The organism is Sphingomonas sp. P3_C5, from assembly GCF_056402635.1.
Genome location: NZ_JBFUHA010000001.1, coordinates 521,397 through 546,198, shown reverse-complemented (window position 1 = coordinate 546,198; position 24,802 = coordinate 521,397). Strand labels below are relative to the sequence as shown.

Here is a 24,802-nt window from a genome sequence, read left to right as displayed (position 1 = left end):
CGTCTCAAGAATGGCGTTTGGCTCCCTCTGCTCTCCAGGGCAGCCGCTCCCTTACGCCTCAAGCGCGTTGATCGCAGCGTGTACGCGCCGCTCCGCCTCGGCTCGCGGCAAGCCGGGCGGGATCGGCTCGCCGAAGCGGAACGTCACCACGCCAGCGTGCTTTGGCCCGTGCCTGGGCCAGACCAGCCCGGAATTGATCGCGACCGGGATCACGGGGATCTTGAGCATCTGATAGAGTCCAGCGAACCCCGCGCGCAGGGGCGGCTGTTCGCCCGGCGGAACGCGGGTGCCTTCTGGGAAAATCAGGATCGAGCGGCCGAGCGCGAGTTCGGCCTGGGCCTCGCGCACCATGCGGCGGAGTGCGCCGGCGCTTGCCTCGCGATCGACGACGATGACGCCATATTTCCGCGCCGCCCAGCCCCAGACTGGGATAGAGGCCAGCTCCTGCTTCATGACGATGGCGGGGGTGCGCAGCATGCGGCCGAGCTCGAGCGTTTCGTACATCGCCTGGTGCTTTGCGGCGTAGATGACCGGCCCATCGGCATAGAGCTCGCCTTCGAGGCGGCGGTGGATGCCGAGGATATGCTCCGTCGTCCAGCCGTGGAATTTCGTCCAGATATGGGTGTGGACGATCAGTGCCTTGCGCCCGAACATCGTGGTGATCGGCGTCAGCAGCACGATCGGCAGCGAACCGGTATAGAAGACAATCATGAAGGCGATGGTGCGTAGCCAGTTCATGCGCCGAGCCCAAGCCAGAGCGCGACGCGGCGGACCAGCAGTTTGTTATACTCGTTGATCAGCATGCCGAAGCGCGGGTTGCTCGGCACGCCGTCCGCCACCACCGAGACATCAGCGCCCAGGGCGTTGGTGAGTTCGAGCCGGGCGCGGGCCATATGCCAGTTCGAGGTTACGAGACGGATCGAACGATAGTGATGATGCTTGACCCAGGCGGCGGTCTCCTCAGCATTCGAACGGGTGTCGACGGCTTCATGGCCGAGATCGATGCAGCAGGCGAACAGCGCCGGCGAGGCCCGATATTCCAGGGCGAGCTCGACCGGGCGCACCTGGGGGGCGACGCCGCTGATCAGCATCCGCTGCGCCGCATGCTTTTGAAGCAGCGCGATGCCGTGATCGATCCGCCCCGGCGATCCGGTCAGCACCACGATGCCGTCTGTCTTCACGTCCCCGAGCGGCGCCGGCATGCCGATTGCGAACAGGGCGAAGCCGAATGCCCAGAGCAGGACGATGACGCCAAGAATGCGCTTGATCACAGGATCCGCCTCAGCGCGCCAAGCACGGCGAACCGCGCCGCCCAGGTCGCGAGCAGCGCGAATGAGATCGGCAGCAGCCCGAGCAGCAACCAATCCCGGCTCGACAGGGTAAGGCCGCCGAGCAAATCCGACCCAAGCGCCGCGAGCTGCAGCCCGACCAGGGCAACCGTCCCCATGGCAAAGGCGGTGCCAAGGATTCCACCGAACAGCGTATCGAGCGCGATCCGGCGCTGGAACAGGCGCGCGACCTGAACGTCAGTCGAGCCGAGCATGTGCAGCACTTCGATCGTGTCGCGGTGCGATTCGAGTCCGGCGCGGGCGGCGAGGAGGACGACAGCGCTGGTCGCCGCCGCCATCAGCACCACGAGGCCAGCCGAGAGCCAGGTGACCATGTTCATGAAATTGCTGACCGGCGACATCCAGGCTTCATGGCGATCGACCCGCGCGGCGGGGGCAACCGCGAGCACGGCGCGGGTCACCCGATCAACCGTCGCATCGGTGCCGACGCCGAGATCGACGTCGATCATTGCCGGGACGGGCAGATCGGGGTCAGCGCCGTCAGCCCCGAGCCAGGGCCTGAGCAATTCGGCGAGCTGGGCGCGATCGACCCGGTGGACCTTGGTGACCTGGGGCATTTGCCTGAGCACCGCCAGGGCAGCGGCGGTCTGGGTTTCGCGGGCACGATCGACCGGCTCGACGATCTGCACCGTCAGCCGCCCGGCGAGCTGGTGATCGAGCAGGCTCGCGGCCGACAATGTGCCGAGCCCAAGTGCCGCGGCGAGCACTGTCAGGAACAGCATGATCGCCATGATCCACGTCATCGCCCGTGTGCCCCGGCTCTCGTCGAGCAGGCGGCGATCAGCGGCAGACGTGATCAGGCGCACGCTCATGCGTCCGGATCCTGACCCGGCTTGACGGGCGGGAAGCGCAACGACCCGGTCGGATCGAGAAGGCGTCCCTTGTCGAGCCGCATCATATGGGCGTTGGGAATGCGGCCGAGCAGGTGGAAGTCATGCGTCGCGACCACCACGGTCGTGCCGAGCCGGTTCAATGAATCGAACAGATGGAGCAGCCGCTCGGCCATGTCCGGATCGACGTTGCCGGTGGGCTCGTCGGCGACGAGGATTTCGGGCCGGCCGATCACCGCGCGGGCGATGGCGACGCGCTGCTGCTCGCCGCCCGAAAGCGTCGGCGGCTTCGCCTCCACCCGATCGGACAGGCCGACCCAGGCAAGCATCTCGCGCACCGGCGCCTCGACGTCACTTTCCGGCACGCCCGAGACGCGCAACGGGAGCGCGATATTGTCATAAGCGGAGAGATGCGGGAGCAGCCGGAAATCCTGGAACACGACGCCGATGCGGCGGCGAAAGCCGGGCAGGCGCTTGCGGGGGAGCGTCACCGCATCCTCACCGAACAGGCGGATCAGGCCGCGGCTCGGGCGTTGCGAGAGATAGAGGAGCTTGAGCAGTGACGTCTTGCCAGCACCCGAAGCGCCAGTGAGGAAATAGAAGGAGCCGGTCGACAGGGTGAAGCTGACGTCGGACAGCGTCTCCTGGCCGCTGCCGTAGCGTAACCCTACATTCTCGAACTGGACGATATTCGCCATAAATCGGCGGTGCCGCTCACTGATCGTTATGCCCCGCCCCGCCATCGCACGATCGGGGCGCGCGCCACAAGCAGGGCTGTGCGTATGGCGAGAGCCCTTACGGATAATCACGGCCATTGCGAGAATAACGGACAGGCCTTAGTTCAAAGTCAGGCGCCCATGGGCCGGGCGCCGGAAGCGAATGCCGATGATCCTTGAATGCAGCCAGTGCCGGACTCGCTACCTCGTTCCCGATTCAGCAGTCGGGCCGGAGGGCAGGACCGTGCGGTGCGCCGCGTGCAAGCATAGCTGGTTTCAGCCGGGTAATGTGCTCGATCTCGTCGCCCGCGCCGAAGCGGATCCGCCCATAGCAGTAGCGCCGCCGCCGCCGCCACCGCCCCCACCCGATGTCGAGATCGCGCCGCCGGGCAGCGCACCGAGATATGAGGACTTCACCCATCAACCGCCCGCCCGCCCGCGCCGCAACCCGGCGCGGCGCTGGACAATGGCTGCCTTTGCCGCCGGCGTCGCGATGATGATCGGCGCCGGGGCGATCCTGTGGGGCGGCGCGCCGGGGCTCGCCAAGCAGTTCGGGCTGCAGCTGGGCCCTGAAGAGACGCCGCTGAAGATCATCAGCAACCCGATCGACCGCCGCGACCTCGACAATGGCAGCACGATGTTTGCGATCAGCGGCAAGGTGGTGAACCCGACCAGCGTGCGCCAGCATGTTCCCGACATCCGCGTCGAACTGAAGGATGCGCAGAACCGGCTTGTCTATAGCTGGACGATCCGGCCCGAAGCGACGACGCTCGCACCACGCGGCCATCTCGAGTTCAACAGCGCGAAACTCGATGTGCCGGTCAATTCGAAGCGCATGCTGCTGAGTTTCTCCGGCGATTCCGAGAACTGATCAGGGCGAAGCGGCCGCCGTGAAGCGCAGCCGCCGCAACCATGCCGGCACCTGACGCCCAGACCAGCCCGGGCAAGCCGAGCCCGCTTTGGATCAGCCACCAGCCGGCCCCGCCCGTCACCAGGAAATAGGCGATGATGCTGTTCACGCCCGCCGCGACCTGATCGCCGAGCGAGCGCAGCGCATAGACGAAGACCACCTGCACCCCGTCGAACAGAATGAAGGGCGCCCATAAGGGCAGCATCGCCAGTGCGAGGCCATGGACCTCGGCGGTAGCGGGAAAGGCGCGGACGATGTCGGCGCGGCCGATCACCAGCAAGGCGGCGAGGCAGGCGGTGAGCAGTGCCGCCACTCCCGCCGCGATCAGGACGCGGGGAAGCGCGGCTGCGGGATCGCCTTCGCCGACTGCGTTGCCGGCGCGCACCCCGGCCGCCGAGCCAAGCCCAAGCGCGACGGCGAAGGTGACATTGTGGATCGAGAAGACGATCTGAAAGGCATGGGCCGATGCGTCTCCGAGCTGGGTGGAGAGGGCGATCAGGATCGAGAAGCCAGCAAGCTCGAGCCCCGAGGCGATTGCTGGAACCACGCCGAAGCGCGCGAGACGCGCAATGCCGATCGGCACCTGGCGCCATGACGCCAGCGTGAGATCGTGCACGCCGCGCTGCTTGGCGCGCGGCAGGGTCCAGGCCGCGACGAGCATCGCCCCCGCACCGAAGGCCGAAGCGATGGCGGTAGCGGTGGCGGCTCCCACCGCCCCGAGCGCGGGCATGCCGAGATGGCCGCCCGACAGCGCCCAGGCGAGCAGCGCGTTGAGCGGCAGGATCGAGAGATTGACGACCATCACCCGGCGCGGGCGGCTGACGCCCTCCAGGAAAAAGCTCACCGCGACGATCACCAGCTGGAACGGGAACGACATGCCCATCACCTGCACGACCCGCGTGGCCCGTGGCATGAGCTCCTCAGTCACGCCCATGAAGGCGAGCATCGGGCCGGCGAACAGGAGCAGGATGAGGCCAATCGCGAGGCCGAGCAGCAAGGCGAACACCAGCCCTTCGCGCAGCACACCGCCGGTGCGCTTCAGGTCGCCGGCGCCATCCGCCCGCGCAGTGAAGACCAGGATGCCTGAAAGACCGGCAAGCCCGGCGACGATGGCGACGAAGGTCAGCGACCGGCTCGCACCGAGTACGGCGACCTCTGCTGTGCCGACCAGCCCGACCAGCACCACATCCGTGACGTGGAGGATCGTCCAGTTGAGGCTGGTCAGCATCACCGGCCAGGCCAAAGCGAGGACGCGGCGCGTCTCGTCGGCAATCGGGGTGGCGGAGATGCGCGGCATGCCGCCCTGCTAACGTCGATGATGCGATCGGGATAGGTGCCCCGCTATCGGCGGTTGCTATCGGCGCGGCACCTTGCTAGGGGCGCTCCCCTACCAGCTGCCGGGGCTTGTCCGGCGGTGTTTCACGTGCGGCCGTGGCGGAACTGGTAGACGCGCAACGTTGAGGTCGTTGTGGGCGAAAGCCCGTGGAAGTTCGAGTCTTCTCGGCCGCACCACATTCTCTTCGAAGAACCGGTCATGACCGGCACGAGGCGGGCGGATCAGATCCGTCCGCCTCTTTTCTTGGCTGGCAGCGGATGATTTTCGCCGCCGATAGAACCTTCGCGCAAAGCTTTGGCACCAACGGATCGAGCACGCTACAGTCGCGTTACGCAACCGAGTGCACCCGAAACGTGAAGCAGTTCGCGTCCGCAGAAAGCCGATCTTGCCAGAGATATTTGCTCATCTGAACGCGATCGGCACGGCCGTTCCCGACCATGACATCCACCACGCCTTTATCGAATGGGCGCAGAGTCGGATTGAGGATGAGCGCGCCGCGAAACTGTTTGCGCGGATGGCAGCAAGGTCGGGCATCGACCATCGCTGGTCGGTGCTCGATCGCACCCCGGGCGGCGGATCGCCAGTAGCTGCGACCGGCTTCTATGCGCGGCCTGAACTGCCCGGCACTGGCGAGCGGATGCGACTTTATGCGGAGACGGCGCCGGTGCTCGGAATCGCGGCGATCGCGGATCTGGAGGAGCAGGTTTCGATCGCCGGCATCACCCATTTCGTCGTCGCGAGCTGCACCGGTTTCGTGGCGCCCGGGATCGACCAGATCATCGCGAGGCGGATTGGGCTGTCCTCCTCGATCGAGCGGCTGCTGATCGGTTTCATGGGCTGTTATGCGGCGGTCGCGGCGATCCGGACCGCGCGGCATATCGTCCGCTCAGACCCGCAAGCGCGGGTGCTCGTGCTGTGCGTCGAGCTTTCGACGCTGCATCTCCAGGCAGTGCGCGAGGTCGAGCCGCTGCTGGCGATGCTTCAGTTCGGCGACGGTGCGGCGGCGGCGCTCGTCAGCGCCGAGCCCTCGGGATTTGCGATCGGCCAGCCCTTCGCGACCACCCTGCCTGATTCGGCTGAGCTGATCCGCTGGGACGTGACAGATAGCGGCTTTGCGATGCATTTGTCGGGCGAAGTGCCGGCGCGGATCGCGGCCGGGCTCGCCAACCCCGATTTCGCCGCCGCAGCCACCGGCGGACGCGCGCCTGCCGAGATCGATAGCTGGGCTGTGCATGCGGGCGGTCGATCGATTCTCGATGCGGTCGAGCATAGCCTCGGCCTACCGTCAGCGGCGCTGGCCGCCTCGCGGGGCGTGTTGGCGGATAACGGCAATATGTCGTCGGCAACGCTGATGTTCGTGCTTGCGCGGCTGCTCGCCGGGCCGCCGATCAGGGACGGCGTCGCCCTTGCCTTCGGGCCGGGGCTCGCCGCCGAGGGTTTCGGGTTCCGGGGCGCGGCATGACTGGCCTCGCCACTCGCACCATCGCCGAGGAGCTGATGGACGGCGAGGATCTCGACGCAGCGACTTATGCCGAAGTGGTTGGCGATCTCGCAAAGGTGAACCTAATCACCATGGCCGCCCGGCCGACACTCGATTTCCTCGACCGGGGCAGCAAAGGCATGACGTCCTTCCGTCTGCTCGACGTGGGGTTCGGCGATGGCGACATGCTGCGACGGATCGCGCGATGGGCGAAAAATCGGGGAATCGCCGCAGAGCTGGTCGGCGTCGACCTCAATCCGCGCAGCGAACTGGCCGCGCGAGCCCATACCCCGGATGCTCTCGCTATTCGCTATGTGACGGGCGACTATGCCAATCTTGCCGGTAAGGGCTGGGACTTCATCATCAGCAGCCTGGTCGCACACCACATGTCGCATCCACAGCTTGTCGCGTTCCTGCGCTTCGTGGACGCTGAAGCGCGGCGTGGGTGGCTGGTCAACGATCTCCATCGCCACGGCTTTGCGCACTGGGGCTTCCCGATTCTGGCGCGGATCGCCGCCTGGCACCCGATCGTACGGCACGACGGCACGCTCTCGATCGCCCGCTCCTATCGCCCCGATGAATGGCCGCCGATCCTGGTCGAGGCGCATGTCTCCGCTCGGGTCTACCGCGCCTTCCCGTTTCGACTATGCGTCGAAGCGCTGCGCTGATTATCGGCGGCGGGCCGGCTGGGGCGAGCGCTGCGATTTTGCTCGCCCGGGCCGGACTGCCGCATCTGCTGGTGGAGCGGAGCCACGAGACCGGCGATGCCCTGTGCGGCGGCTTCCTGAGCTGGCGCACGCTCGATTCACTGCGCAGCCTTGGCGTCGAGCCCGAGATGCTTGGCCAAGCGCACGTGACCAGAGTCAGACTGTTTGCTGGCCGCCATATGGCCGAAACCGCCCTGCCGCGCCCGGCACTGGCTGTATCGCGGCACCGACTTGATACCGTTCTGCTGGCGCAGGCAGCACAGGCCGGGGCGGGAATCGAGCGCGGCGTCACTGTGAAAGCGATCGAAGGCAATGTCGCGCGGTTGCAGGATGGCGCCGATCTCGCCGGCGACGCGCTGTTCCTGGCCAGCGGCAAGCATGATGTCCGCGGGCTAGCACGGCCCGCCGAGGCGCGGGGCGCCGATCCTGCGCTCGGGCTACGCGTGCGGCTCGGCGCTTCGCCAACGCTCGATCGGCTGGTTGGCGATGCGATCGAGCTGCATCTGTTCGATCGCGGCTATGCAGGCGTGGTGCTGCAGGAGGACGGCAGCGCCAATTGCTGCATGGCGGTCCATCGCTCGCGGCTGACTGAGGCGGGCAGCACCGATCGCCTGCTCGATGCGCTGGCGCGGGAATGCCCGCAGCTCGGTGAACGGCTCGCGCAGCGTAGCGGCAGCGAGGCAATCGATGCAGTCGCGAACGTGCCTTATGGCTGGCGTGTGCGTGCCGGCGAGGCGCGACTGTTCCGGCTTGGCGATCAGGCCGGCGTAATTCCGTCGCTGGCGGGCGAAGGCATGGGCATTGCGATCGCCAGTGGTATCCGCGCTGCCAATGCCTATGCGGCGGGCGGTGTGGAAGCGGCGATTCCCTTTCAGGCCAGGCTCGCCCGCGACCTTGCACGGCCGATCGGGATCGCCGGCTTGATTCGGGCCGGTGCGGAGCGTCCGCGCCTTGCGCGGGGTGCGACTACGGTCGCCCGGCGCATCCCCGCTTTGATCGATGCCGTCGCGAGACTGACCCGGATCAACCATTCTCACCTTGACCAGCCGCTCGCACGGCTGGAAAGCTGGCGGGCATGGACCAATTGACCCTTTCCGAAGCCGAGTGGCGGAAGAAGCTTTCGCCCGAGCAATATCATGTCTTGCGCGAGGCGGGCACCGAGCCAGCCTTTTCAGGGCGTTACGACAACAACAAGGCCGATGGGATCTATCGCTGCGCCGGCTGCGCCAACCCTTTGTTCGACAGCGCCGACAAATATGATTCGGGATCGGGCTGGCCGAGCTTCACCCGGCCGATCGCGCCGGAGCATGTGACCGAGCATAGCGATGTCAGCCACGGCATGACCCGCACCGAAGCGCGTTGTGCGCGGTGCGACGGGCATCTCGGCCATGTCTTCCCCGATGGGCCGCCGCCGACTGGTTTGCGCTATTGCATCAACTCGCTCAGCCTCGATTTCCGGGCGCGCGGCACTGACAGCCATGGTGAATCCGCAGCCTGAGCGCAGATCGGTTCATTTCCTGTCCATCGGCTCTGCACCAAAAGCGCACAAAGCCGACGTCTTGTTTGCTCAATCGATAGGGCTTATCCCGCACTCGCCCCATGGCCACCCGCTTCCTGCCATCCCTGCCCCCGATATGGCGCCGCCGGCTGAGGCTGGCACTGCGCATATTCGGTGTGATGTTCGTCCTCGGACTGATCGCGCTGGTCGTTGCGGTCTATATCCAGAAATCGCAGCTGCCGAGCTTCGATGAACTGAAATCCTCGCCCAACGGCCAGATGATCCGCGTCCATGCAGCGGACGGCACGGTGATCGTCTCGATCGGGCCGAGCTATGGCGAATGGCTGAGCTTCGACAAGATTCCGCCGGTGATGCGCGACGCGATGGTCGCGGTCGAGGATCGCCGGTTCCGCTCGCATATCGGCATCGATCCGATCGGTCTGGCGCGATCGGTCAAGCTCGCCATCGCCAATCGCGGCAGCGGCAAGCGCATCCAGGGCGCATCGACCATCACCCAGCAGGTCGCGCGGACGATCTTCCTGTCGAACAAATATGATGTCGGCCGCAAATCGCGCGAGGCTCTGCTTGCCCTCGCGATGGAGCGCAAATTCACCAAGGACCAGATCCTCGAACTCTATCTCAACAAGGTCTATTTCGGCGGCGGCGCCTATGGAATCGATGCCGCTTCCCGCAAATTCTTCGGGCACGGGGCTGATCATCTGAGCCTGTCCGAAGCCGCGGTCATCGCCGGCCTCGTAAAAGCACCGTCGATTTATTCGCCGACGGCCGATGCCGATGCAGCGGTCGGCCGCGCCGGAGTCGTCATCCAGCTGATGGTGGAGACCGGCAAGATCACCCCGGCGCAAGCCGCTGCGGCCAACCCCAAGGCGATCACCCTCGCGCCCGAGCCCAAACAGAATAGCGTCCGCTATTTCACTGACTGGGCATTGCCGCAGCTCGACACGATGATCGACGAGACGAGCCGCCCGCTCGAAGTGTGGACGACCCTCGACCTCAACATGCAACGCGCCGCCGATGAGGCGATCCGCACCAATGCGCCGGCCGGGGCACAGGGCGCACTTGTCAGCATCGATCGAGACGGCGCCGTGCGCGCGATGGTCGGCGGCACCGATTATGTGACGTCCAACTATAACCGGGCGACCAGGGCTGAGCGGCAGCCGGGATCTTCGTTCAAGCTGTTCGTCTATCTCGCCGCGCTCGAGGCTGGCCGCAAACCCGACGACACCGAGGTCGACGAGCCGATTACGATCAACGGCTGGACCCCGCATAATGATTCCCGGCACAATTCAGGGCAGATGACGCTGCGCACGGCCTTCGCCTATTCGGTGAACACAGTCGCGGCCAAGCTCGGCCAGCAGGTCGGCTTCGGCACGGTCGCCGACATGGCACGTCGCTTCGGCATCACTACGCCCATCAACACCTATCCCTCGATGGTGCTCGGCTCCTCCGATGTCCATCTGATCGATATGACCCGCGCTTTTGCCAGCGTCGGCAACAAGGGTGTCGCGGTGAACCCCTATGGCATCACCAAGGTGACCGCGAATGGCGAGGTGATCTATCAGCAGCAGATCGATCGCAGCCATGTGCTGGTCGCCCCCTATGTCGCCGCGCAGATGATCGACCTGCTCCAGACCGCAGTGAACACCGGCACCGGCAAGGCAGCCCAGATCGGCCGGCCAGTTGCGGGCAAGACGGGCACGACCTCCTCGAGCAAGGATGGCTGGTTCCTCGGCTTTTCAAGCGGGCTGACGACGGGCGTGTGGATGGGCCGCGACGACGCCAAGGCTATCCCCGGCCTGCATGGCGGCACCGCGCCGGCGCGCGCCTTTGCCGCGTTCATGAAGCCCGCCACCGCGAATCGCCCCATCGAACAGTTCGAAACCCAGGTGACCTTGCCAGATTTCCAGCTCGAGCCTGACGAGGAATTCGGCCAGCCCGACAATGGCATGTTCGTCGACGAGAATGGCGATCCTATCCCGCAGGGCGGCGATGCGCCGCCAGACCAGCTGGTCGACCCCGACGGCAATCCGTTGCCGCCGGGCGATAGTCGCCCCGCCGCCCGTCCCGAAAGACTAGACCAGGACTGGATGGACCATGTCCTTGGCCGCGATACGCCGCGGCCGCAGCGGGCACCGGGACGGGCGCCCGAACCACGGGATCGCCCGCCCGCTACCCTGCCGCCGGAACGGCCGGGCGACCGCCCGCCGGAATAACTCGCCGGGAACGGCGGTGACGAAGTTTCCCCGCTGCTACTTCTACCTTCTTAATTGGTCCTCGGCCTTCGCCGCGGGAAGATGCAAACGTAGCTCGATCCCGCCCTATTCGCGCCCGATCCAGTGCAGCGCCGCGCCATTGGCGCGTAGCCAGGCGCTCGAGCGGGCAGGGTCGTTTTCGTCGAGCTGCTTGACCAGGGCGTGGAACTCGGCCCCGTGATTCATATGGATGCGGTGCGCGACCTCATGCGCGACAGTGGCGCGCCGCACGAAATCGGGCGCGAGGATCAGCCGCCAGCTATAGCGGATAGCGCCCGTTGAGGCGCAGCTTCCCCAGCGGGCGCGCGGGTCGCCGATCGCGACCCTGGTCACCGCCACACCCGCGCGGGCGGCGAATTCAGCGGTTTCGGCACTCAGCACCCGCAGCGCCTCGCGCCTCAGCCATGATTCGATTCGCCGCGCCAGGCCATCACGCGGACCGCCACAGCGCAATACGTCCCGCTCACGGACGATCCGGCGCGACTCCGCTCCGCGCCATTCAATCACCAGTTCCGAATCGCCAAAGGGAATAGTGCCGCCCGGTATGAACGGGCGCGGCCGGGGCAGGCGTGCCTGTTGCGCCGCGATCCACGCCTGCTGACCCTCGGCCCAGAGCAGCGCCGATTTGACCGGCGCGCGGGTCGGCAAGGTCAGCCGCACCCGGCCGCTCGCCGGATCGACCGACAGCTTGGCGCGGCGCGCGCGAGCGTTGCGGATAATCTCGACAGGAGAGCTCACAGTTCGCGATCGACCAGATGATGCTCCAGATCGCCTGCGTCATCCTCGGAAATCGTCCATCCGCGCACGGATTCGCCGGCGCGGTGGACTGCGTCGCGATCGCCGCAGACCAGATAATGCCAGCGCGGCAGCGTCTCCCCGGCGGCGCGCAGGCGATAAGCGCAGGTCGCCGGCAGCCAGTCGATCGTGCGGACATTGTCGCGAGTGAGGCGCACGCACTCGCTGACATAAGCGTGACGGTGGCGATAATCCGAGCATTGCGCGGTGGCGCGGTCGAGCAACCGGCACGAGACGTTGGTCGCCATCAGCTCGCCGGTTTCCTCATCCTCAAGCTTGTGGACGCAGCATTTGCCGCAACCATCGCACAGCGCCTCCCACTGACCGCGGTCGAGCGCCTCGATCGGCGTATTTTCCCAGAAACGCTCACTCATTTCACCCAGCGCCTTGCTTCGTCGGCGACTGCCTGCCCCGACTTATCCTCGGGCAGCAGCGCGAGCGGCTTGCCTTGCGGATCCATAAGATAGGCAACCCGGCTGTGATCGACCATATAGCCGCCGCCGGATGCGGCGTCTTGCTTGCGATAATAGACCACAAATTCCTTCGCGACGGCGTCGATCGCCTCGGGGCTGCCGGTCAGGCCGACCATGCGCGGATGGAAGGCGCCGACAAAGGCCTTGAGCACTGCGGGCGTGTCGCGCGCCGGATCGACCGAAACGAAGATGGGCACGATCCTGGCGGCAAGCGCCGGATCGCTTTTCTCGAGCAGCCGCAGCCCGGCGCCGATATTCTGGGCGTCAGTCGGGCAGACATCGGGGCAGAAGGTGTAACCGAAATACATGATGCGGTATTTGCCGGCGAAATCGCGATCGGTGACCTTATGCCCATCCTGGTCGATCAGGGTGAAGGGGCCGCCGATCTTCGCGCCCTCGAGCGGCGCCCTGTCGGGTGCCGCCGGGCCTGAACAGGCAGTGAGGGGGAGCGCGGCCCAGAACATCAGGGAAAGGGCGCGGATCGGATGCCGGCGCGGCGCGCGGGTTTCGTTCATGGCATCGCCAGCCATGATCTGTTACGCTCCGCCACGCAAGGTCGCCCCGAAACACAATCGAACCAGGGATCAGTCGCACGATGTTCGCACGTATTATCGGCACCGCGCTCGCGGCGGCGCTGCTCGGTACTGCCGCCCCCGCCTCGGCACAAATCGGCGGATCGGACAGCTACAGATTCCTGCAGGCCATCCGCGACGCCAAGGGCGACGATGTGATGAAGTTCCTGAACCAGCCGGGCACGACCATCGTCAACACGCGCGATTATTCGACCGGCGAGACCGCCCTCCACATCGTCGTCAAACGTGGCGACATGACCTATCTCCAGTTCCTGCTCGCCAAGGGCGCCGACCCCAATATCAAGGACAATAAGGGCACTACGCCCCTGTTGCTCGCCGCGACCACTGGCGAGACCGACATGATTCAGTTCCTGCTGGCCAAGGGCGCGAATGTGAATCTCGGCAATTCAAGCGGCGAGACCGCGCTGATCCGCGCTGTGCAGAACCGCGATCTGGCGACCGCTCGGGTCTTGCTGACGGCAGGGGCCGATCCCGACCAGCCCGATGTGCTCGCCGGCAAGTCGGCGCGCGACTATGCGGCCGACGATACGCGGTCGCCAGCAATGGCGAAGCTGATGGCTGACACGCCGAAAAAGCCGCGCCGGGCAGTCTCCGGACCGAAATTCTAGAGTAGCGCCCCAGCGTCGGGATCGATCAGACCGATCAGCCGCCTGCCGGCGCGTCGTGCAAAGGCAAGGGTGTTGCGCTTGCGCGTGGCTGTGGAGAGTGGTGCGGTATGGGCCTCGCGGACGATCGCTGCATCATAGCGATCAGCGATGATCACCCCGGTGCGTTCCGGCAGGAATGCCTCGCCATCGAGCGGCCGCGCATCGAAGCCGGCGGGAATCGCCCAGTAGAAGCGATCGCAACACCCCAGATAATCAGTCCATTTCGCATCACCGAGCAGATCGGCGCGCGAAACCTTGATTTCGATGATGACGATATTGCCGCGCGAATCGATCGCCATCAGATCGGCGCGGCGGCCGCCATCGAGCGGGACCTCGGCCATGGCGATGAGATCATGCCGAAGCAGCATGCGGACAGTACCGCGCGCGACATCGAGCGCGCAGAGTGCCGACTCCGGCGCATCCAGACACGAATCGGGGGGACGCTGCAGCATCCCCCCGATCTAGAACATTTCACGAACAGGTCAAATAGCGACGCGATCGTTCAACGATAGAAGATGTGATTTCCGATCGACGCGACCTTCTGCATCCGCCAGGCGGGCGAAACGCGACGGGCGTGGAAATACATGGCGTCGCCGGCGGGGTTCTCCCACGCATCCGCCAGTGCGACGCGTGCCACCGCAACCGCGGTGCGATAGGCGCGGCTGTTCGCGATGGTCGGGATATGGCCGCCGCGCACGAACGAGAACTGGCCACGTTGCGTGACGACCGAGCAGATCGAGGCCGGGAAGCGGCCGGACTTGGTGCGGTTGATGATCACATCCGCGACAGCGAGCTGGCCCGCCAGTGGCTCGCCCTTGGATTCGAAATAGACCGCACCGGCCAGGCAGGTGAGCTCGCGGTCGAGCGCTTCGCCATCATCCTGCGCAGCGACTGCGGCGGAGAGGCTTGCATATTCGGGATTTGAATCGTCGTCGCCATCAGTCTGGACAGCGGGATCGGGGGTGTCGGTCCGGGTCGTATCGGCCTGGACAGGGGTGACTACCACCGCTGGGGTTACTGTCGGTTTTGGAACCGGAAGCAGTGTCGGTACGTTGACTGACTTATCGAGCTCAAGTGCGAAGCCCGGTGTGCTGGCGCCAATCATGCCAGTGATGCTGAGTGCCATCGCCGCGATGCCTGCGGCGCGATTGAAAAACGTCATTAATACTTCGAGCTATGCGGTTGGCGTGCAGACCTGATCGTGATCCCAAAAGGATGATCAGCTGGACTGCCCCCCGACTGCGTAACCTAGCCGGATCGCACCCGGCACGGCACAACGCGCGTGACAATGCGGGTGCCTTTCTTTGTGCGGCGCAGCGAAGTCAACCCTCGGACATCGTTTCTGCGGCGAATCGTTCCGCCTGCGCGATATCCAGCTCGATCACCCATAGATCCGGATCACGGATACGCCGACGCTGCCAGTAATCGTTAACTTCTCCAATATTATCAGTGGCTTGTGGTCCTACCCTGATGAGTTCTGACGCGCCGGAAGGGCCGATTCCGCGTTCCCACGCTTGAGGATTAATCCCTCTTTCCAGCGTGATGACCAGGATAGCGCCTGCCTGATCGTCACCACGCGCGAGCATCGTCCCGATCCCGCCGGCGTCGTTCACCCGTCGCAACATCGCCCCGACGAGCACCCCGCTCGGCAGGCGCCCAATCATGAATTGGCGCTCATGCCGGTCGGTAACCAGGCAGGCCGGCGAGCGGGATTCGGCTGCGCATGAAAGTACCGGTGCCGCGTGCCGCCTCTTCCCCTTCGCCGTCGATCAGCCGTGCCTCAGCGACGAACACGCGGCGCTGGCCACTGACCCACCGCCCCTCGGCGATCACCGGGCCGGCTTTCAGCGGCTTGGTGAAGAGCAGGTTGAACGCCGTGGTGAGCAGAAAGCGATCGGTGACGAGGCTGTTCGCCGCATAAAAGGCAGCGTCATCGAGCATCTTGAAATAGCTCGTGCCATGCGCCGCACCGCCAGCGTGGAAATAGCGTTCGTCGATCGTGAAATGGATTCGGGCGATGCCGGGCGCCGAGATTTCGAGGGTGGATTCGAACAGCCGGTTGATCGGTGCCGCAGCGTAAAGCGATTCAAGTGCGCGGAAATGCGCTTCCTCGCCCTGAGCCGGGGCTTGAATTTGGGGGGCCCCTTCAGGCAGCGTCACGAGCTTCGTCGGCAGTCAGCAACGCGTAGAGCGCGTCAGGCGAACCGGCGCCGCGCAGCTTGTCGACAAAGCCGCGTTCACGCAGCCGCCGGGACACGCGTGCCAGCGCCCGCAAATGGGTTGCCCCCGCATCGACCGGCGACAGCAACAGGAACACGATATCCACCGACAGATCGTCGACTGCCTGGAAGTCGATCGGCTGCGCAAGCTTGGCGAACACGCCGACGACATGGTTCAGGCCGGGTAATTTGGCATGGGGCACAGCGACACCGGCACCGAAGCCGGTCGATCCAAGCTTCTCCCGTGCGTTCAGCCGCTCGACGATCGTCGCCGCATCAAGGCCGTAGGCTGACGCCGCTACGCTCGCAAGCTGCTGGAAAAGGGCCTTTTTGTTGGCTACCGGAAGCCGTTCGAGCACGGTTTCCGGCAGCAACAGATCGCTTAAATCGGTCATCTTCATCCTTGAGGAACCCGCACCCCGGCGCGCGCCCATAGCGCCGAATGCGCGCCGGGGCCAGCGTCAGGCCCAGAGTCAGGCGGCGCGCTGCGGCTCGACCCAGCCGATCGTGCCGTCTCCCCGGCGATAGACCATATTATAGGCGCCCGATCCGACATTGCGGAACAGAAGCGCGTTGGTGTGGCGCAGATCGAGCATCATCACCGCATCCGACACGGTGGCGTCGGGCACATCGACTCGCGTCTCAGCGATGATCGGCGGAAAATCCTCGGCGAATTCGTCATCGGTTTCGCGGAATACGGTATAGCCCGCGTCATCATAGGCGCCGTTCTCGATCGGGGGGCTGACCTGCCCAGCGTTGCGATCCTTCAGGCGGCGCATATAGCGGCGGAGCTGCTTTTCGAACTTGTCGGCGACACCGTCGAACGCACCGTGCGCGTCCATGCCGTCATTGCTGCCCTTGAGCACAACGCCCTGCATGACATGCGCTATGATATCGCAGGTAAATCCGTTGTCATGGGGCCCCTTGCCGAAAGTGACATGGGCAGAAATTGCGCGGGAGAAATATTTGTTGGCAATCGCTTGAAGCCGAGCCTCGACATGGGTTTTCAAGGCGTCGCCGGTAGCGACCTGGTGGCCCGAAATCCGAATGTCCATGAGCAGTCTCCTTCAAAAAGGGAGCGGAACCAGCTAGGCCCGCCCCGGCACCAACGTCAACCGGGCGACTCGCTCGCCCAAAGTGGATTGACCACCTTCTTCATAAACGCAGCGTGGCGGGCGAGTTCCTCCTCGCTTGGCGAGAAAATGCGCGGCGGCCGGATCGTTGCCGGCGGCGCGGATGGGGAGAAGCTGGTCTGCACCTCGATCGTCTCCGACACGAGACCGAGCCCGATCTGGCGGCCGCCGGTCAGCTCGACATAGACCTGGGCGAGCAGCTGCGCGTCGAGCAGCGCGCCGTGAAGCGTGCGGTGGCTGCGGTCGATGCCATAACGGCTGCACAGCGCATCAAGGCTGTGCTTGGCGCCGGGATGACGCGTGCGCGCAAGGACGATGGTATCGACCATCCGATCGAGACTGATCGGCGGGCGACCGCAGCGGCCGAGCTCGCCATTGATGAAGCCGAAATCGAAGCTGGCATTGTGCGCGACGAGCGGGCTGTCGCCGAGAAACTCGAGCAGATCATCCACGCCGTGCGCGAACAGCGGTTTGTCCGACAGGAAAGCGTCGCTCAGTCCGTGAATCGCCTGGGCGCCGGGGGGCATGCTGCGCTCGGGATGGAAATAGGCGTGGAAGGTGCGGCCGGTCTCGACCCGGTTGATCATCTCGACGCACCCGATTTCCACCATCCGGTCGCCATCGGCGAAGCTGAATCCTGTGGTCTCGGTATCGAAGACGATTTCGCGCATGACCCTCTATATCGGGATTAGGATGCGGTGAGACAAGCCAGGATCGCAGCCACCGCGGCGCGGGTTTCAGCGATGCTGCCGCCCGTTGGAATGACGAAATCGGCGCGGGCGCGCTTTTCGGCATCGGGCATTTGCCGTGCGAGGATCGCGTCGAGCCGCGCCTCCGTCATCCCCGGTCGGGCCAGCACGCGGGCGCGCTGGATATCGGCTGGGGCGGATACGACCGCGACCTTGTCGACCCGGCTTTCGCCGCCGGTTTCGAACAGCAGCGGCACATCGAAGACCACCAGCGGCGCGTGCCTGTGCGCGGCGAGAAACGCCGCCCGCTCCTCGCCCACCGCCGGGTGGACCAGTGCCTCGAGCTGCTTCAATGCGCGCGGGTCGGCAAGTACGGCCTCGCCGAGCAGGGTCCGGTCGACGCCTTTCGGTCCGGTCGTATCGGGAAACATCGCCTCGATCGAAGCGACCAGCCGGCCACCCTCGCCCTGGAGGCGGTGAACCGCCGCATCGGCGTCGAATACCGGTACCCCGAGCGCCTCGAACATGCCCGCAACGGTCGATTTGCCCATGCCGATCGAGCCGGTCAGGCCCAAAGTGATCATGGCGCCGTAATCATGATGTCAGCAGCGCGCGCAACTCGTCGTCGCGGTCGCGGGGCGGCTCGGCGGCGAACAGCAGCTCGAAGGCGAGCCCGGCCTGACCGATCAGCATCTCGAGGCCATCGACGGTCTCCAGATCCCGGTCGCGCGCCGCCTTCAGCAAAGGCGTTTCGAGCGGAGCATAGACGATATCATAGACGATGGCGTCTTCAGGGAGCGGCGACAGGTCGATCTCGAGTGGAGGCTGCCCGGCCATCCCAAGCGCGCTGGTGTTGACGAGCAATGCCGCGGCCGGGATCGGCGACCTGAGCGGCAACGCCTTGCCCTTCAGCCCGAAGGACGAGAGCAAAGCCGCTGCCTTCAGCACATTGCGGTTGAGGATGATGACCTCGCCGACCCCGACCCGCGACAAGGCGAACAGGATCGCCCGCGCCGCACCGCCGGCGCCGATCACCACCACCGTCGCGCCTTCGAGCGGCACGTCGGCGATCGGCGCGTAAAAGCCGCCGGCATCGGTATTGGTGCCGATGATCGCGCCATCCTCGGCCCGAAGCGCCAGGTTGATCGCGCCGATCGTCGCGCGGACGCCGCCGCGATCCTCGACCAGATCGAGCGCTGCCTGTTTGTGGGGGATAGTGATATTGCAGCCGCGCCAGGCTGGATCGTCGCGCCGCTCTGCGAAATAGGCGGGCAGTGCTTCCGGCGTGACATGATGCGCGCGGTACGCGGCGTCGATACCTAGCGCGTCGATCCAGAAGCCATGGATCAGCGGCGATTTCGAATGGCTGATCGGATCGCCGATCACCTCGGCATAGACTGACGTCATGACGCCAAAACCCCCCTAACCCGCAGATAATCGAGCACTGGCAGCAAAGGCAGGCCGAGCACAGTGAACTGGCTGCCCTCGACTCGGGTGAAGAGCTGTGCGCCGGGCCCCTCAATCCGGTAACAGCCGACACAACTCGAAATCTCGGGCCATTCGAGATCGAGATACTGCTCGATAAAGGCGTCGGAAAGCGGGCGGACATGCATTTTCGCGCGATCGACCACACGCCAGACCGGCCTGCCGCCGACCGCCATCACCGCCGCGCTGATCAATTCATGGCGCTTGCCCGAGAGGCGGCGAAGATGCGCGGCGGCTTCCTCGCGGTCGGCCGGCTTGTCGAGCATCGAGCCATCCTCGAGCGCGACGATCGAATCGCTGCCGAGCACCAGCGCCTCGGGATCGCGGTACGAGACGCGCAGCGCCTTGAGTTCGGCGAGCGCGTCGGCGAGGTCGCGTGGCGCGACGTCGTCGGCCCGGAGTGCTGCCTTGGCCGATTCCTCGTCAACGCTGGCCGAGACCGCTTCGAACGACACGCCGGCGGCCGTCAGCATTGCGCGCCGCGATGCGCTTTTGGACGCAAGCACCAGTCTCATTCGCCGCCCGACCCCTCGCCGTCACGTTCGCCCATCAGCGCGACGATCGCCGCCGCGGTTTCCTCGATCGAACGGCGGGTGACGTCGATCACCGGCCAGTCATTGTCAGCGAACATCCGCCGCGCATAAGCGACTTCGCGCGTCACCGCCTCCTGATCGACATAGGCGGTCTCGGGCGTCTGGTTGAGCGAGAGCAGACGGTTGCGCCGCACCTGGATCAGCCGGTCGGCGCTGGTGGTCAGTCCAACGACCAGTGGATGGACCAACGTGAAGAGCTCGGGCGGCGGCGGGCTTTCGACCACAATCGGGATATTGGCGGTCTTGTATCCGCGATTGGCGAGATAGATCGATGTCGGCGTCTTCGAGGAGCGCGACACGCCGGCGAGCACGATATCGGCCTCTTCCCAATCCTCCCAGCCGATCCCGTCATCGTGCGCCATGGTGAACTGGATCGCATCGACCCGCGCGAAATAGGCTGCGTCCAGCACATGCTGGCGGCCTGGCCGGGCCTTGGCCTGCTGCCCCAGCAGTCCTGACAGCGCTCCGGTCACCGGATCGAGCGGCGCCACCGCCGGCAGGCCGAGCGCGCGGCACCGTGTTTCTAGCGTGCGACGCGTCGCGCTGTTGACCAGGGTGAAGAGCACAAGTCCTGGATTCTGCGCGATTTCCTGGAGGATGCGCTCGAGGTGCGCCTCAGTCCGTACCATCGGCCAGAAATGGCGGATCGTTTCCACGTCATCATATTGGGCAAGCGCCGCCTTCGCGATATTCTCGAGCGTCTCACCCGTGGAATCGGAGAGGAGATGCAGGTGCAGCCGCATCAAAAACAACCTGGGGATGGGGCTGTGGAAAACATCCGGAAAATCGCTAGCGCAACTTTGCCGTTCCGGAAAGCGATCCCCGGCTGTGGAGAAATGCCAGGTTGCCCACAAATTCGTAAACAGGCCGAAGTTCCACGCACAGTCTGTGGATAATGGGGATGAATGGCACCGACTCGACGGAGTCAGGCGGTCCCGCCCCGTCAAGCTGTTGGCATTTTCGGGATGAACGCATAAGCCCCGGCATTCACCTGCCTACAGCTACTTCACCCTTTTCTAGATTCTATCCTTATCAGAAGAAGGACCTGTCCGATCGCGACTCTCGCGCCCGTTTCAAAGCCCTTGCTCGCGACGCTGAAGGGTGTGCGGCAGGATGTCCCGCCGGTCTGGCTGATGCGTCAGGCGGGGCGGTATCTTCCTGAATATCGCTCGCTCCGGGCCGAAAAGGGCGGCTTCCTCGCACTGGCCACCGATACCGAGGCAGCGGCCGAGGTGACGATGCAGCCGATCCGCCGCTTCGCATTCGATGGCGCGATCCTGTTCTCCGATATCCTGATGGTCCCCTGGGCGCTGGGACAGGCGCTGAGCTTCGGTGCGGGCGAAGGTCCAGCCCTCAGCCCGGCGCTGGTCGATCATGCGCTGGCGGGGCTCCAGGCGGTGCCTGAGCGGCTCGATCCGGTCTATGCGACCGTCGCCCGCGTCGCAGGCATGCTGCCAGCTGAGGTGACGTTCCTCGGCTTTGCCGGCAGCCCCTGGACAGTGGCGACCTATATGGTCGCTGGCCATGGCAGCCGGGACCAGAGCGAGACACGGCGTTTCGCCTATGCCGACCCTAAGGCGTTTGGCGAGATCATCGACGCGATCGCTGAGAGTACTATCACCTATTTGTCGCGGCAGATCGAAGCTGGTGTCGAGGCGGTACAATTGTTCGACAGCTGGTCGGGCAGCCTTTCGCCGGCGCAGTTCGAGCGCTGGGTGATCGCGCCGACGGCCCGCATCATTGCAGCGCTTCATGAACTGCACCCCGATATCCCGGTGATCGGCTTTCCAAAGGGTGCCGGCGGCAAACTGCCTGCCTATGCGCGAGAGACGGGTGCTGATGCGATCGGGCTCGACGAAACAGTCGATCCGATATGGGCGCACGCCAATCTCCCGGCGGGTCTGCCGGTGCAGGGCAATCTCGATCCGCTTGCCCTGATTGCTGGTGGCGAGTCGCTCGACCAGGCGGCAACGACTGTCCTTGAGGCGTTCGCCGATCGGCCGCATATCTTTAATCTGGGCCACGGCATCCTTCAGGACACGCCGATCGCCCATGTCGAGCGCCTGCTGGCGCATGTACGGAGAGCGACATGAATTTCCTCGGTAACGCCTATCTCTGGGTGAAAGCGGCGCATGTCATTTTCGTGATCTTCTGGATGGCGGGCATGTTCATGCTGCCGCGCTATCTCGTCTATCATCAGGAAGCGAAGCCCGGCTCGGCCGAGGCGCAGGCCTGGGTGGAGCGCGAGACCAAGCTCCGCAACATCATCCTGACCCCGTCGATGGCCCTGGTTTGGGTGCTCGGGATCTCGCTCGCCGTGAATGCCGGGCTGTTTTCAGGTCAAGGCGGGCTTGGCTGGCTCCATGCCAAGCTGGTGCTGGTGCTGATCCTCAGCGGCTATCATGGCTGGGCGGTAGGCTATGCGAAAAAGCTCGCGGCCGGAAAACCGACGCTGACCGGCAAACAGCTGCGCATGCTCAATGAAATCCCGGCGATCCTCGTCGCTTTCATCGTGCTGCTGGTGATCGTCCGCCCCTTCTGAATCGCGCTTTAGCGCCGTGCTTGTCCCTTGACTTGAACCCGGAGCGCACCTAGGTCGCACGGTGTCGTAGCGCATGGGTTTCGCTCGGGCCGCGGCATCCTTCTCCAGCATCGTCGTGTGTTCCTTCGCCGACCGACGCTTTCCCAGCATCATTTCATGCCCGGACGCCCAAAATGCATCTGAAAGACCTTAAAAAGAACAAGCCGGCAGAGCTGGTCGCGATGGCTGAGGAGCTCGGCATCGAGAGCGCCTCGACGCTGCGCAAGCAGGACCTGCTGTTCGCGATCCTCAAGGTCCAGGCCGAAAATGGCGAGCAGATCATGGGGCTCGGCACGATCGAAGTACTGCCCGACGGCTTCGGCTTCCTGCGCTCGCCTGAAGCCAATTACCTCGCCGGCCCGGACGACATCTACATGTCGCCCAACCAGGTCCGCAAATTCGGTCTGCGCACCGGCGATACGGTCGAGGGCGAGATCCGCGGGCCCAAGGATGGCGAGCGCTATTTCGCGCTGACCCGCCTCACCTCCGTCAATTTCGACGATCCCGATGCAGTCCGCCACCGCGTCAATTTCGACAACCTTACCCCGCTTTATCCCGACGAGAAGCTGACGCTCGATCCCCAGGATCCGACGATCAAGGACAAGTCGGCGCGGGTGATCGACATCATCAGCCCGCAGGGCAAGGGCCAGCGCTCGCTGATCGTGGCGCCGCCGCGCGTCGGCAAGACGGTGCTGCTGCAGAACATCGCCAAGGCGATCACTGACAATCACCCCGAGGTATTCCTGATCGTGCTGCTCATCGACGAGCGGCCCGAGGAAGTGACCGACATGCAGCGCTCGGTGAAGGGCGAGGTCGTCTCCTCGACCTTCGACGAACCCGCGACGCGCCACGTCCAGGTCGCCGAGATGGTGATCGAAAAGGCCAAGCGTCTCGTCGAGCACAAGAAAGACGTGGTGATCCTGCTCGACTCGATCACCCGCCTCGGCCGCGCCTACAACACCGTCGTCCCGTCATCGGGCAAGGTGCTCACCGGCGGCGTCGACGCGAACGCCCTGCAGCGCCCGAAGCGCTTCTTCGGCGCGGCGCGCAACATCGAGGAAGGCGGCTCGCTCTCGATCATCGCGACAGCGCTGATCGATACCGGCAGCCGCATGGACGAAGTGATCTTCGAGGAATTCAAGGGCACCGGTAACTCGGAAATCGTCCTCGACCGCAAGGTTGCCGACAAGCGCATCTTCCCGGCGCTCGACGTCGGCAAGTCCGGCACCCGCAAGGAAGAGCTGCTGGTCGACAAGGGCAAGCTCTCCAAGATGTGGGTGCTGCGCCGGATCCTCATGCAGATGGGCACCATCGACGCGATGGAGTTCCTGCTCGATAAGATGAAGGATTCGAAGACCAACGAGGATTTCTTCGATTCGATGAATCAGTGACCGAAAGCGGCCTGCGTTAGCGGCGCTAACGCAGGACTCGCTTCGGTCCGGCCGGCGGGGCAAAGCCCAGACCGACGACGTGGGCTTTGCCCGCGTCCTTTGACCGAGGAGAAGACCATTGATCCTCGAACACGCCCTCCTCTCGATAAAACCCGGCGAATCCGCAGCCTTCGAAGCCGCCATGGCCGAAGCCCGCCCGCTAATCGCAGCCTCCCCAGGCTTCCGCTCGATCTCGGTCCGCAAATCCTGCGAAACGCCCGGCCTCTATCTGCTGCTGGTCGAATGGGACGATATCGCCAGCCACCGCGACGGTTTCCGCACGTCTGAGCGTTACGAGCACTGGCGCGCCTTGCTCCACCGCTTCTATGATCCAATGCCGATCATCAGCTATTTCGAGGGTACGTCGTGATCAATTTCGCCGATGTGTTGACGCCAGCGGGCCTCGCGACGCTTGGCCAGGTCATCATGATCGACCTGATGCTCGCGGGCGACAATGTGATGGTGCTCGGCGCGCTCGCCGCCGGCCTGCCCCCGAAACAACGCAAACAGGTGCTCGGCTATGGCGTGATCATCGCGCTTGTCTGCCTGATCGGCTTCGCGCTGATCGCGACTCAGCTTCTGCACATCGTCGGCCTGTTGTTCGGCGGCGGCCTGTTGCTGCTCTGGGTGGCGTGGAAGCTGTTCCGTGAGTTGCGCCCGAAACATGCTCCGGTCGCGGTCGATGATCCTGAGACCCCCGAAATCGAGGGCGTAAAGCCCAAGAGCTTCGCGCGAGCCGTGGTTTCCGTGGCGATTGCCGATCTGTCGATGAGCCTCGACAATGTCCTCGCCATCGCCGGTGCCGCGCGGGAGCATCCCGCCGTGCTGTTCTTCGGCCTGGCCCTGTCGGTGACGTTAATGGCAGTCGCCGCAAATTATATAGCCCGGCTGATCGAGCGCTATCACTGGATCGCCTATATTGGCCTGGCTGTCATACTTTATGTAGCCGGGTCAATGATTTACCACGGTATTATCGATCGTGATGTTGGTGTTCTTCAGCTTTTGATGTAGTAAAGCTCCCGCTTCGCGAAAGCGGGAGCCCACAGGTGGCGCGTCCGCCAAGTC

31 protein-coding genes and 1 tRNA gene are annotated in these 24,802 nt (G+C 64.9%); 13 read left to right on the top strand and 19 right to left on the bottom strand.

From position 1 onward, the window contains the following. Positions 1 to 51 precede the first annotated feature (51 nt). The 4 genes from AC1DVS_RS02640 to ftsE are packed head-to-tail and all read right to left on the bottom strand — an operon-like array spanning position 52 to position 2,877. Positions 52 to 738 carry a lysophospholipid acyltransferase family protein gene (locus AC1DVS_RS02640; protein WP_478020005.1) on the bottom strand — a complete coding sequence of 229 codons (687 nt, stop codon included), beginning with the start codon at positions 736 to 738 and terminating at the stop codon, positions 52 to 54. Then, positions 735 to 1,271 carry a YdcF family protein gene (locus AC1DVS_RS02635; RefSeq protein ID WP_478020003.1) on the bottom strand — a complete coding sequence of 179 codons (537 nt, stop codon included), beginning with the start codon at positions 1,269 to 1,271 and terminating at the stop codon, positions 735 to 737. Before AC1DVS_RS02635 ends, AC1DVS_RS02640 begins: the two co-directional genes overlap by 4 nt. Further along, positions 1,268 to 2,161: a cell division protein FtsX gene (locus AC1DVS_RS02630; protein WP_478020001.1), complete on the bottom strand. Its 894-nt coding sequence runs from the start codon at positions 2,159 to 2,161 to the stop codon at positions 1,268 to 1,270. The genes AC1DVS_RS02635 and AC1DVS_RS02630 overlap by 4 nt, the downstream gene beginning before the upstream one ends. Continuing rightward, positions 2,158 to 2,877: a cell division ATP-binding protein FtsE gene (gene ftsE / locus AC1DVS_RS02625; RefSeq protein WP_478019999.1), complete on the bottom strand. Its 720-nt coding sequence runs from the start codon at positions 2,875 to 2,877 to the stop codon at positions 2,158 to 2,160. Before ftsE ends, AC1DVS_RS02630 begins: the two co-directional genes overlap by 4 nt. 181 nt (positions 2,878 to 3,058) lie before the next feature. Here ftsE and AC1DVS_RS02620 point away from each other — a divergent pair, with 181 nt between their 5' ends. After that, complete coding sequence (locus AC1DVS_RS02620) at positions 3,059 to 3,766, top strand: zinc-ribbon domain-containing protein (protein WP_478019997.1); 708 nt, start codon at positions 3,059 to 3,061, stop codon at positions 3,764 to 3,766. Here the strand turns inward: AC1DVS_RS02620 and AC1DVS_RS02615 are convergent. Beyond that, entirely contained in the window at positions 3,717 to 5,102 is a 1,386-nt protein-coding gene (locus tag AC1DVS_RS02615; protein ID WP_478019996.1) for an MATE family efflux transporter, read from the bottom strand. The two genes, AC1DVS_RS02620 and AC1DVS_RS02615, sit on opposite strands and share 50 nt — an antisense overlap. A 128-nt stretch (positions 5,103 to 5,230) precedes the next feature. Here AC1DVS_RS02615 and AC1DVS_RS02610 point away from each other — a divergent pair. From AC1DVS_RS02610 to AC1DVS_RS02585, 6 genes are all read left to right on the top strand, one after another. Next, positions 5,231 to 5,317: transfer RNA gene (locus AC1DVS_RS02610), tRNA-Leu, on the top strand. Positions 5,318 to 5,526: 209 nt separating this feature from the next. Next, positions 5,527 to 6,603, top strand: coding sequence for a type III polyketide synthase (locus tag AC1DVS_RS02605; RefSeq protein WP_478019995.1), 1,077 nt, complete (start codon positions 5,527 to 5,529; stop codon positions 6,601 to 6,603). Further along, entirely contained in the window at positions 6,600 to 7,289 is a 690-nt protein-coding gene (locus AC1DVS_RS02600; RefSeq protein ID WP_478019993.1) for a methyltransferase domain-containing protein, read from the top strand. The genes AC1DVS_RS02605 and AC1DVS_RS02600 overlap by 4 nt, the downstream gene beginning before the upstream one ends. Next, entirely contained in the window at positions 7,268 to 8,416 is a 1,149-nt protein-coding gene (locus tag AC1DVS_RS02595) for an NAD(P)/FAD-dependent oxidoreductase (protein ID WP_478019992.1), read from the top strand. Before AC1DVS_RS02600 ends, AC1DVS_RS02595 begins: the two co-directional genes overlap by 22 nt. Beyond that, positions 8,404 to 8,826 (top strand): peptide-methionine (R)-S-oxide reductase MsrB, encoded by a 423-nt coding sequence (msrB, locus tag AC1DVS_RS02590; RefSeq protein WP_478019990.1) that lies wholly within the window; start codon positions 8,404 to 8,406, stop codon positions 8,824 to 8,826. The genes AC1DVS_RS02595 and msrB overlap by 13 nt, the downstream gene beginning before the upstream one ends. Before the next feature lie 101 nt (positions 8,827 to 8,927). Next, positions 8,928 to 11,060, top strand: a complete 2,133-nt coding sequence (locus tag AC1DVS_RS02585; protein WP_478019988.1) for a transglycosylase domain-containing protein — start codon at positions 8,928 to 8,930, stop codon at positions 11,058 to 11,060. A 105-nt stretch (positions 11,061 to 11,165) separates the two neighbouring features. On the opposite strand, the gene AC1DVS_RS02580 is transcribed toward AC1DVS_RS02585, so the two are convergent. The 3 genes from AC1DVS_RS02580 to AC1DVS_RS02570 are packed head-to-tail and all read right to left on the bottom strand — an operon-like array spanning position 11,166 to position 12,897. Beyond that, positions 11,166 to 11,837 (bottom strand): M48 family metallopeptidase, encoded by a 672-nt coding sequence (locus tag AC1DVS_RS02580; protein ID WP_478019986.1) that lies wholly within the window; start codon positions 11,835 to 11,837, stop codon positions 11,166 to 11,168. Continuing rightward, the gene (locus AC1DVS_RS02575) at positions 11,834 to 12,268 is read right to left on the bottom strand and encodes a YcgN family cysteine cluster protein (RefSeq protein ID WP_478019985.1); all 435 of its coding nucleotides are present in this window, start codon (positions 12,266 to 12,268) and stop codon (positions 11,834 to 11,836) included. The genes AC1DVS_RS02580 and AC1DVS_RS02575 overlap by 4 nt, the downstream gene beginning before the upstream one ends. Continuing rightward, entirely contained in the window at positions 12,265 to 12,897 is a 633-nt protein-coding gene (locus AC1DVS_RS02570) for an SCO family protein (RefSeq protein WP_478019983.1), read from the bottom strand. The genes AC1DVS_RS02575 and AC1DVS_RS02570 overlap by 4 nt, the downstream gene beginning before the upstream one ends. Before the next feature lie 65 nt (positions 12,898 to 12,962). Here AC1DVS_RS02570 and AC1DVS_RS02565 point away from each other — a divergent pair, with 65 nt between their 5' ends. After that, positions 12,963 to 13,568 (top strand): ankyrin repeat domain-containing protein, encoded by a 606-nt coding sequence (locus AC1DVS_RS02565; RefSeq protein WP_478019981.1) that lies wholly within the window; start codon positions 12,963 to 12,965, stop codon positions 13,566 to 13,568. On the opposite strand, the gene AC1DVS_RS02560 is transcribed toward AC1DVS_RS02565, so the two are convergent. The 11 genes from AC1DVS_RS02560 to AC1DVS_RS02510 all read right to left on the bottom strand — a co-directional run bounded on the left by AC1DVS_RS02560 (position 13,565) and on the right by AC1DVS_RS02510 (position 20,472). Further along, positions 13,565 to 14,059 carry an MmcB family DNA repair protein gene (locus AC1DVS_RS02560; RefSeq protein ID WP_478019980.1) on the bottom strand — a complete coding sequence of 165 codons (495 nt, stop codon included), beginning with the start codon at positions 14,057 to 14,059 and terminating at the stop codon, positions 13,565 to 13,567. The two genes, AC1DVS_RS02565 and AC1DVS_RS02560, sit on opposite strands and share 4 nt — an antisense overlap. A gap of 50 nt (positions 14,060 to 14,109) precedes the next feature. Beyond that, on the bottom strand, positions 14,110 to 14,769 hold the full coding sequence (locus AC1DVS_RS02555; RefSeq protein ID WP_478019979.1) for a cell wall hydrolase: 660 nt from the start codon (positions 14,767 to 14,769) through the stop codon (positions 14,110 to 14,112). 160 nt (positions 14,770 to 14,929) lie between these two features. Next, positions 14,930 to 15,271, bottom strand: a complete 342-nt coding sequence (locus tag AC1DVS_RS02550; protein ID WP_478019977.1) for a DUF1491 family protein — start codon at positions 15,269 to 15,271, stop codon at positions 14,930 to 14,932. Between the two features lie 10 nt (positions 15,272 to 15,281). Beyond that, positions 15,282 to 15,767 carry a PaaI family thioesterase gene (locus AC1DVS_RS02545; RefSeq protein WP_478019975.1) on the bottom strand — a complete coding sequence of 162 codons (486 nt, stop codon included), beginning with the start codon at positions 15,765 to 15,767 and terminating at the stop codon, positions 15,282 to 15,284. Continuing rightward, positions 15,754 to 16,221 (bottom strand): PTS sugar transporter subunit IIA, encoded by a 468-nt coding sequence (locus tag AC1DVS_RS02540; protein ID WP_478019973.1) that lies wholly within the window; start codon positions 16,219 to 16,221, stop codon positions 15,754 to 15,756. Before AC1DVS_RS02540 ends, AC1DVS_RS02545 begins: the two co-directional genes overlap by 14 nt. A 78-nt stretch (positions 16,222 to 16,299) precedes the next feature. After that, entirely contained in the window at positions 16,300 to 16,881 is a 582-nt protein-coding gene (gene hpf, locus AC1DVS_RS02535) for a ribosome hibernation-promoting factor, HPF/YfiA family (protein WP_478019971.1), read from the bottom strand. A 56-nt stretch (positions 16,882 to 16,937) separates the two neighbouring features. Further along, entirely contained in the window at positions 16,938 to 17,630 is a 693-nt protein-coding gene (gene dnaQ, locus AC1DVS_RS02530) for a DNA polymerase III subunit epsilon (protein ID WP_478019970.1), read from the bottom strand. Between the two features lie 17 nt (positions 17,631 to 17,647). Next, on the bottom strand, positions 17,648 to 18,232 hold the full coding sequence (coaE, locus tag AC1DVS_RS02525) for a dephospho-CoA kinase (RefSeq protein ID WP_478019968.1): 585 nt from the start codon (positions 18,230 to 18,232) through the stop codon (positions 17,648 to 17,650). 10 nt (positions 18,233 to 18,242) lie between these two features. Continuing rightward, positions 18,243 to 19,055: a shikimate dehydrogenase family protein gene (locus AC1DVS_RS02520; RefSeq protein WP_478019967.1), complete on the bottom strand. Its 813-nt coding sequence runs from the start codon at positions 19,053 to 19,055 to the stop codon at positions 18,243 to 18,245. After that, positions 19,052 to 19,648, bottom strand: a complete 597-nt coding sequence (locus tag AC1DVS_RS02515) for a Maf family protein (protein ID WP_478019966.1) — start codon at positions 19,646 to 19,648, stop codon at positions 19,052 to 19,054. Before AC1DVS_RS02515 ends, AC1DVS_RS02520 begins: the two co-directional genes overlap by 4 nt. Then, positions 19,645 to 20,472: a pyruvate, water dikinase regulatory protein gene (locus tag AC1DVS_RS02510; protein ID WP_478019964.1), complete on the bottom strand. Its 828-nt coding sequence runs from the start codon at positions 20,470 to 20,472 to the stop codon at positions 19,645 to 19,647. The genes AC1DVS_RS02515 and AC1DVS_RS02510 overlap by 4 nt, the downstream gene beginning before the upstream one ends. A gap of 306 nt (positions 20,473 to 20,778) precedes the next feature. On the opposite strand from AC1DVS_RS02510, the gene hemE reads away from it, so the two are divergent. From hemE to AC1DVS_RS02485, 5 genes are all read left to right on the top strand, one after another. Then, positions 20,779 to 21,819, top strand: coding sequence for a uroporphyrinogen decarboxylase (gene hemE, locus AC1DVS_RS02505; protein ID WP_478021223.1), 1,041 nt, complete (start codon positions 20,779 to 20,781; stop codon positions 21,817 to 21,819). Then, positions 21,816 to 22,268, top strand: a complete 453-nt coding sequence (locus tag AC1DVS_RS02500) for a CopD family protein (RefSeq protein WP_478019963.1) — start codon at positions 21,816 to 21,818, stop codon at positions 22,266 to 22,268. Before hemE ends, AC1DVS_RS02500 begins: the two co-directional genes overlap by 4 nt. Before the next feature lie 173 nt (positions 22,269 to 22,441). Beyond that, positions 22,442 to 23,698: a transcription termination factor Rho gene (gene rho / locus AC1DVS_RS02495; RefSeq protein ID WP_478019961.1), complete on the top strand. Its 1,257-nt coding sequence runs from the start codon at positions 22,442 to 22,444 to the stop codon at positions 23,696 to 23,698. Between the two features lie 118 nt (positions 23,699 to 23,816). Then, a complete protein-coding gene (locus AC1DVS_RS02490) occupies positions 23,817 to 24,107 on the top strand; it encodes an antibiotic biosynthesis monooxygenase family protein (RefSeq protein ID WP_478019959.1) in 291 nt (96 codons plus the stop codon). Further along, positions 24,104 to 24,748: a YjbE family putative metal transport protein gene (locus AC1DVS_RS02485; RefSeq protein ID WP_478019958.1), complete on the top strand. Its 645-nt coding sequence runs from the start codon at positions 24,104 to 24,106 to the stop codon at positions 24,746 to 24,748. Before AC1DVS_RS02490 ends, AC1DVS_RS02485 begins: the two co-directional genes overlap by 4 nt. Positions 24,749 to 24,802 lie beyond the last annotated feature (54 nt).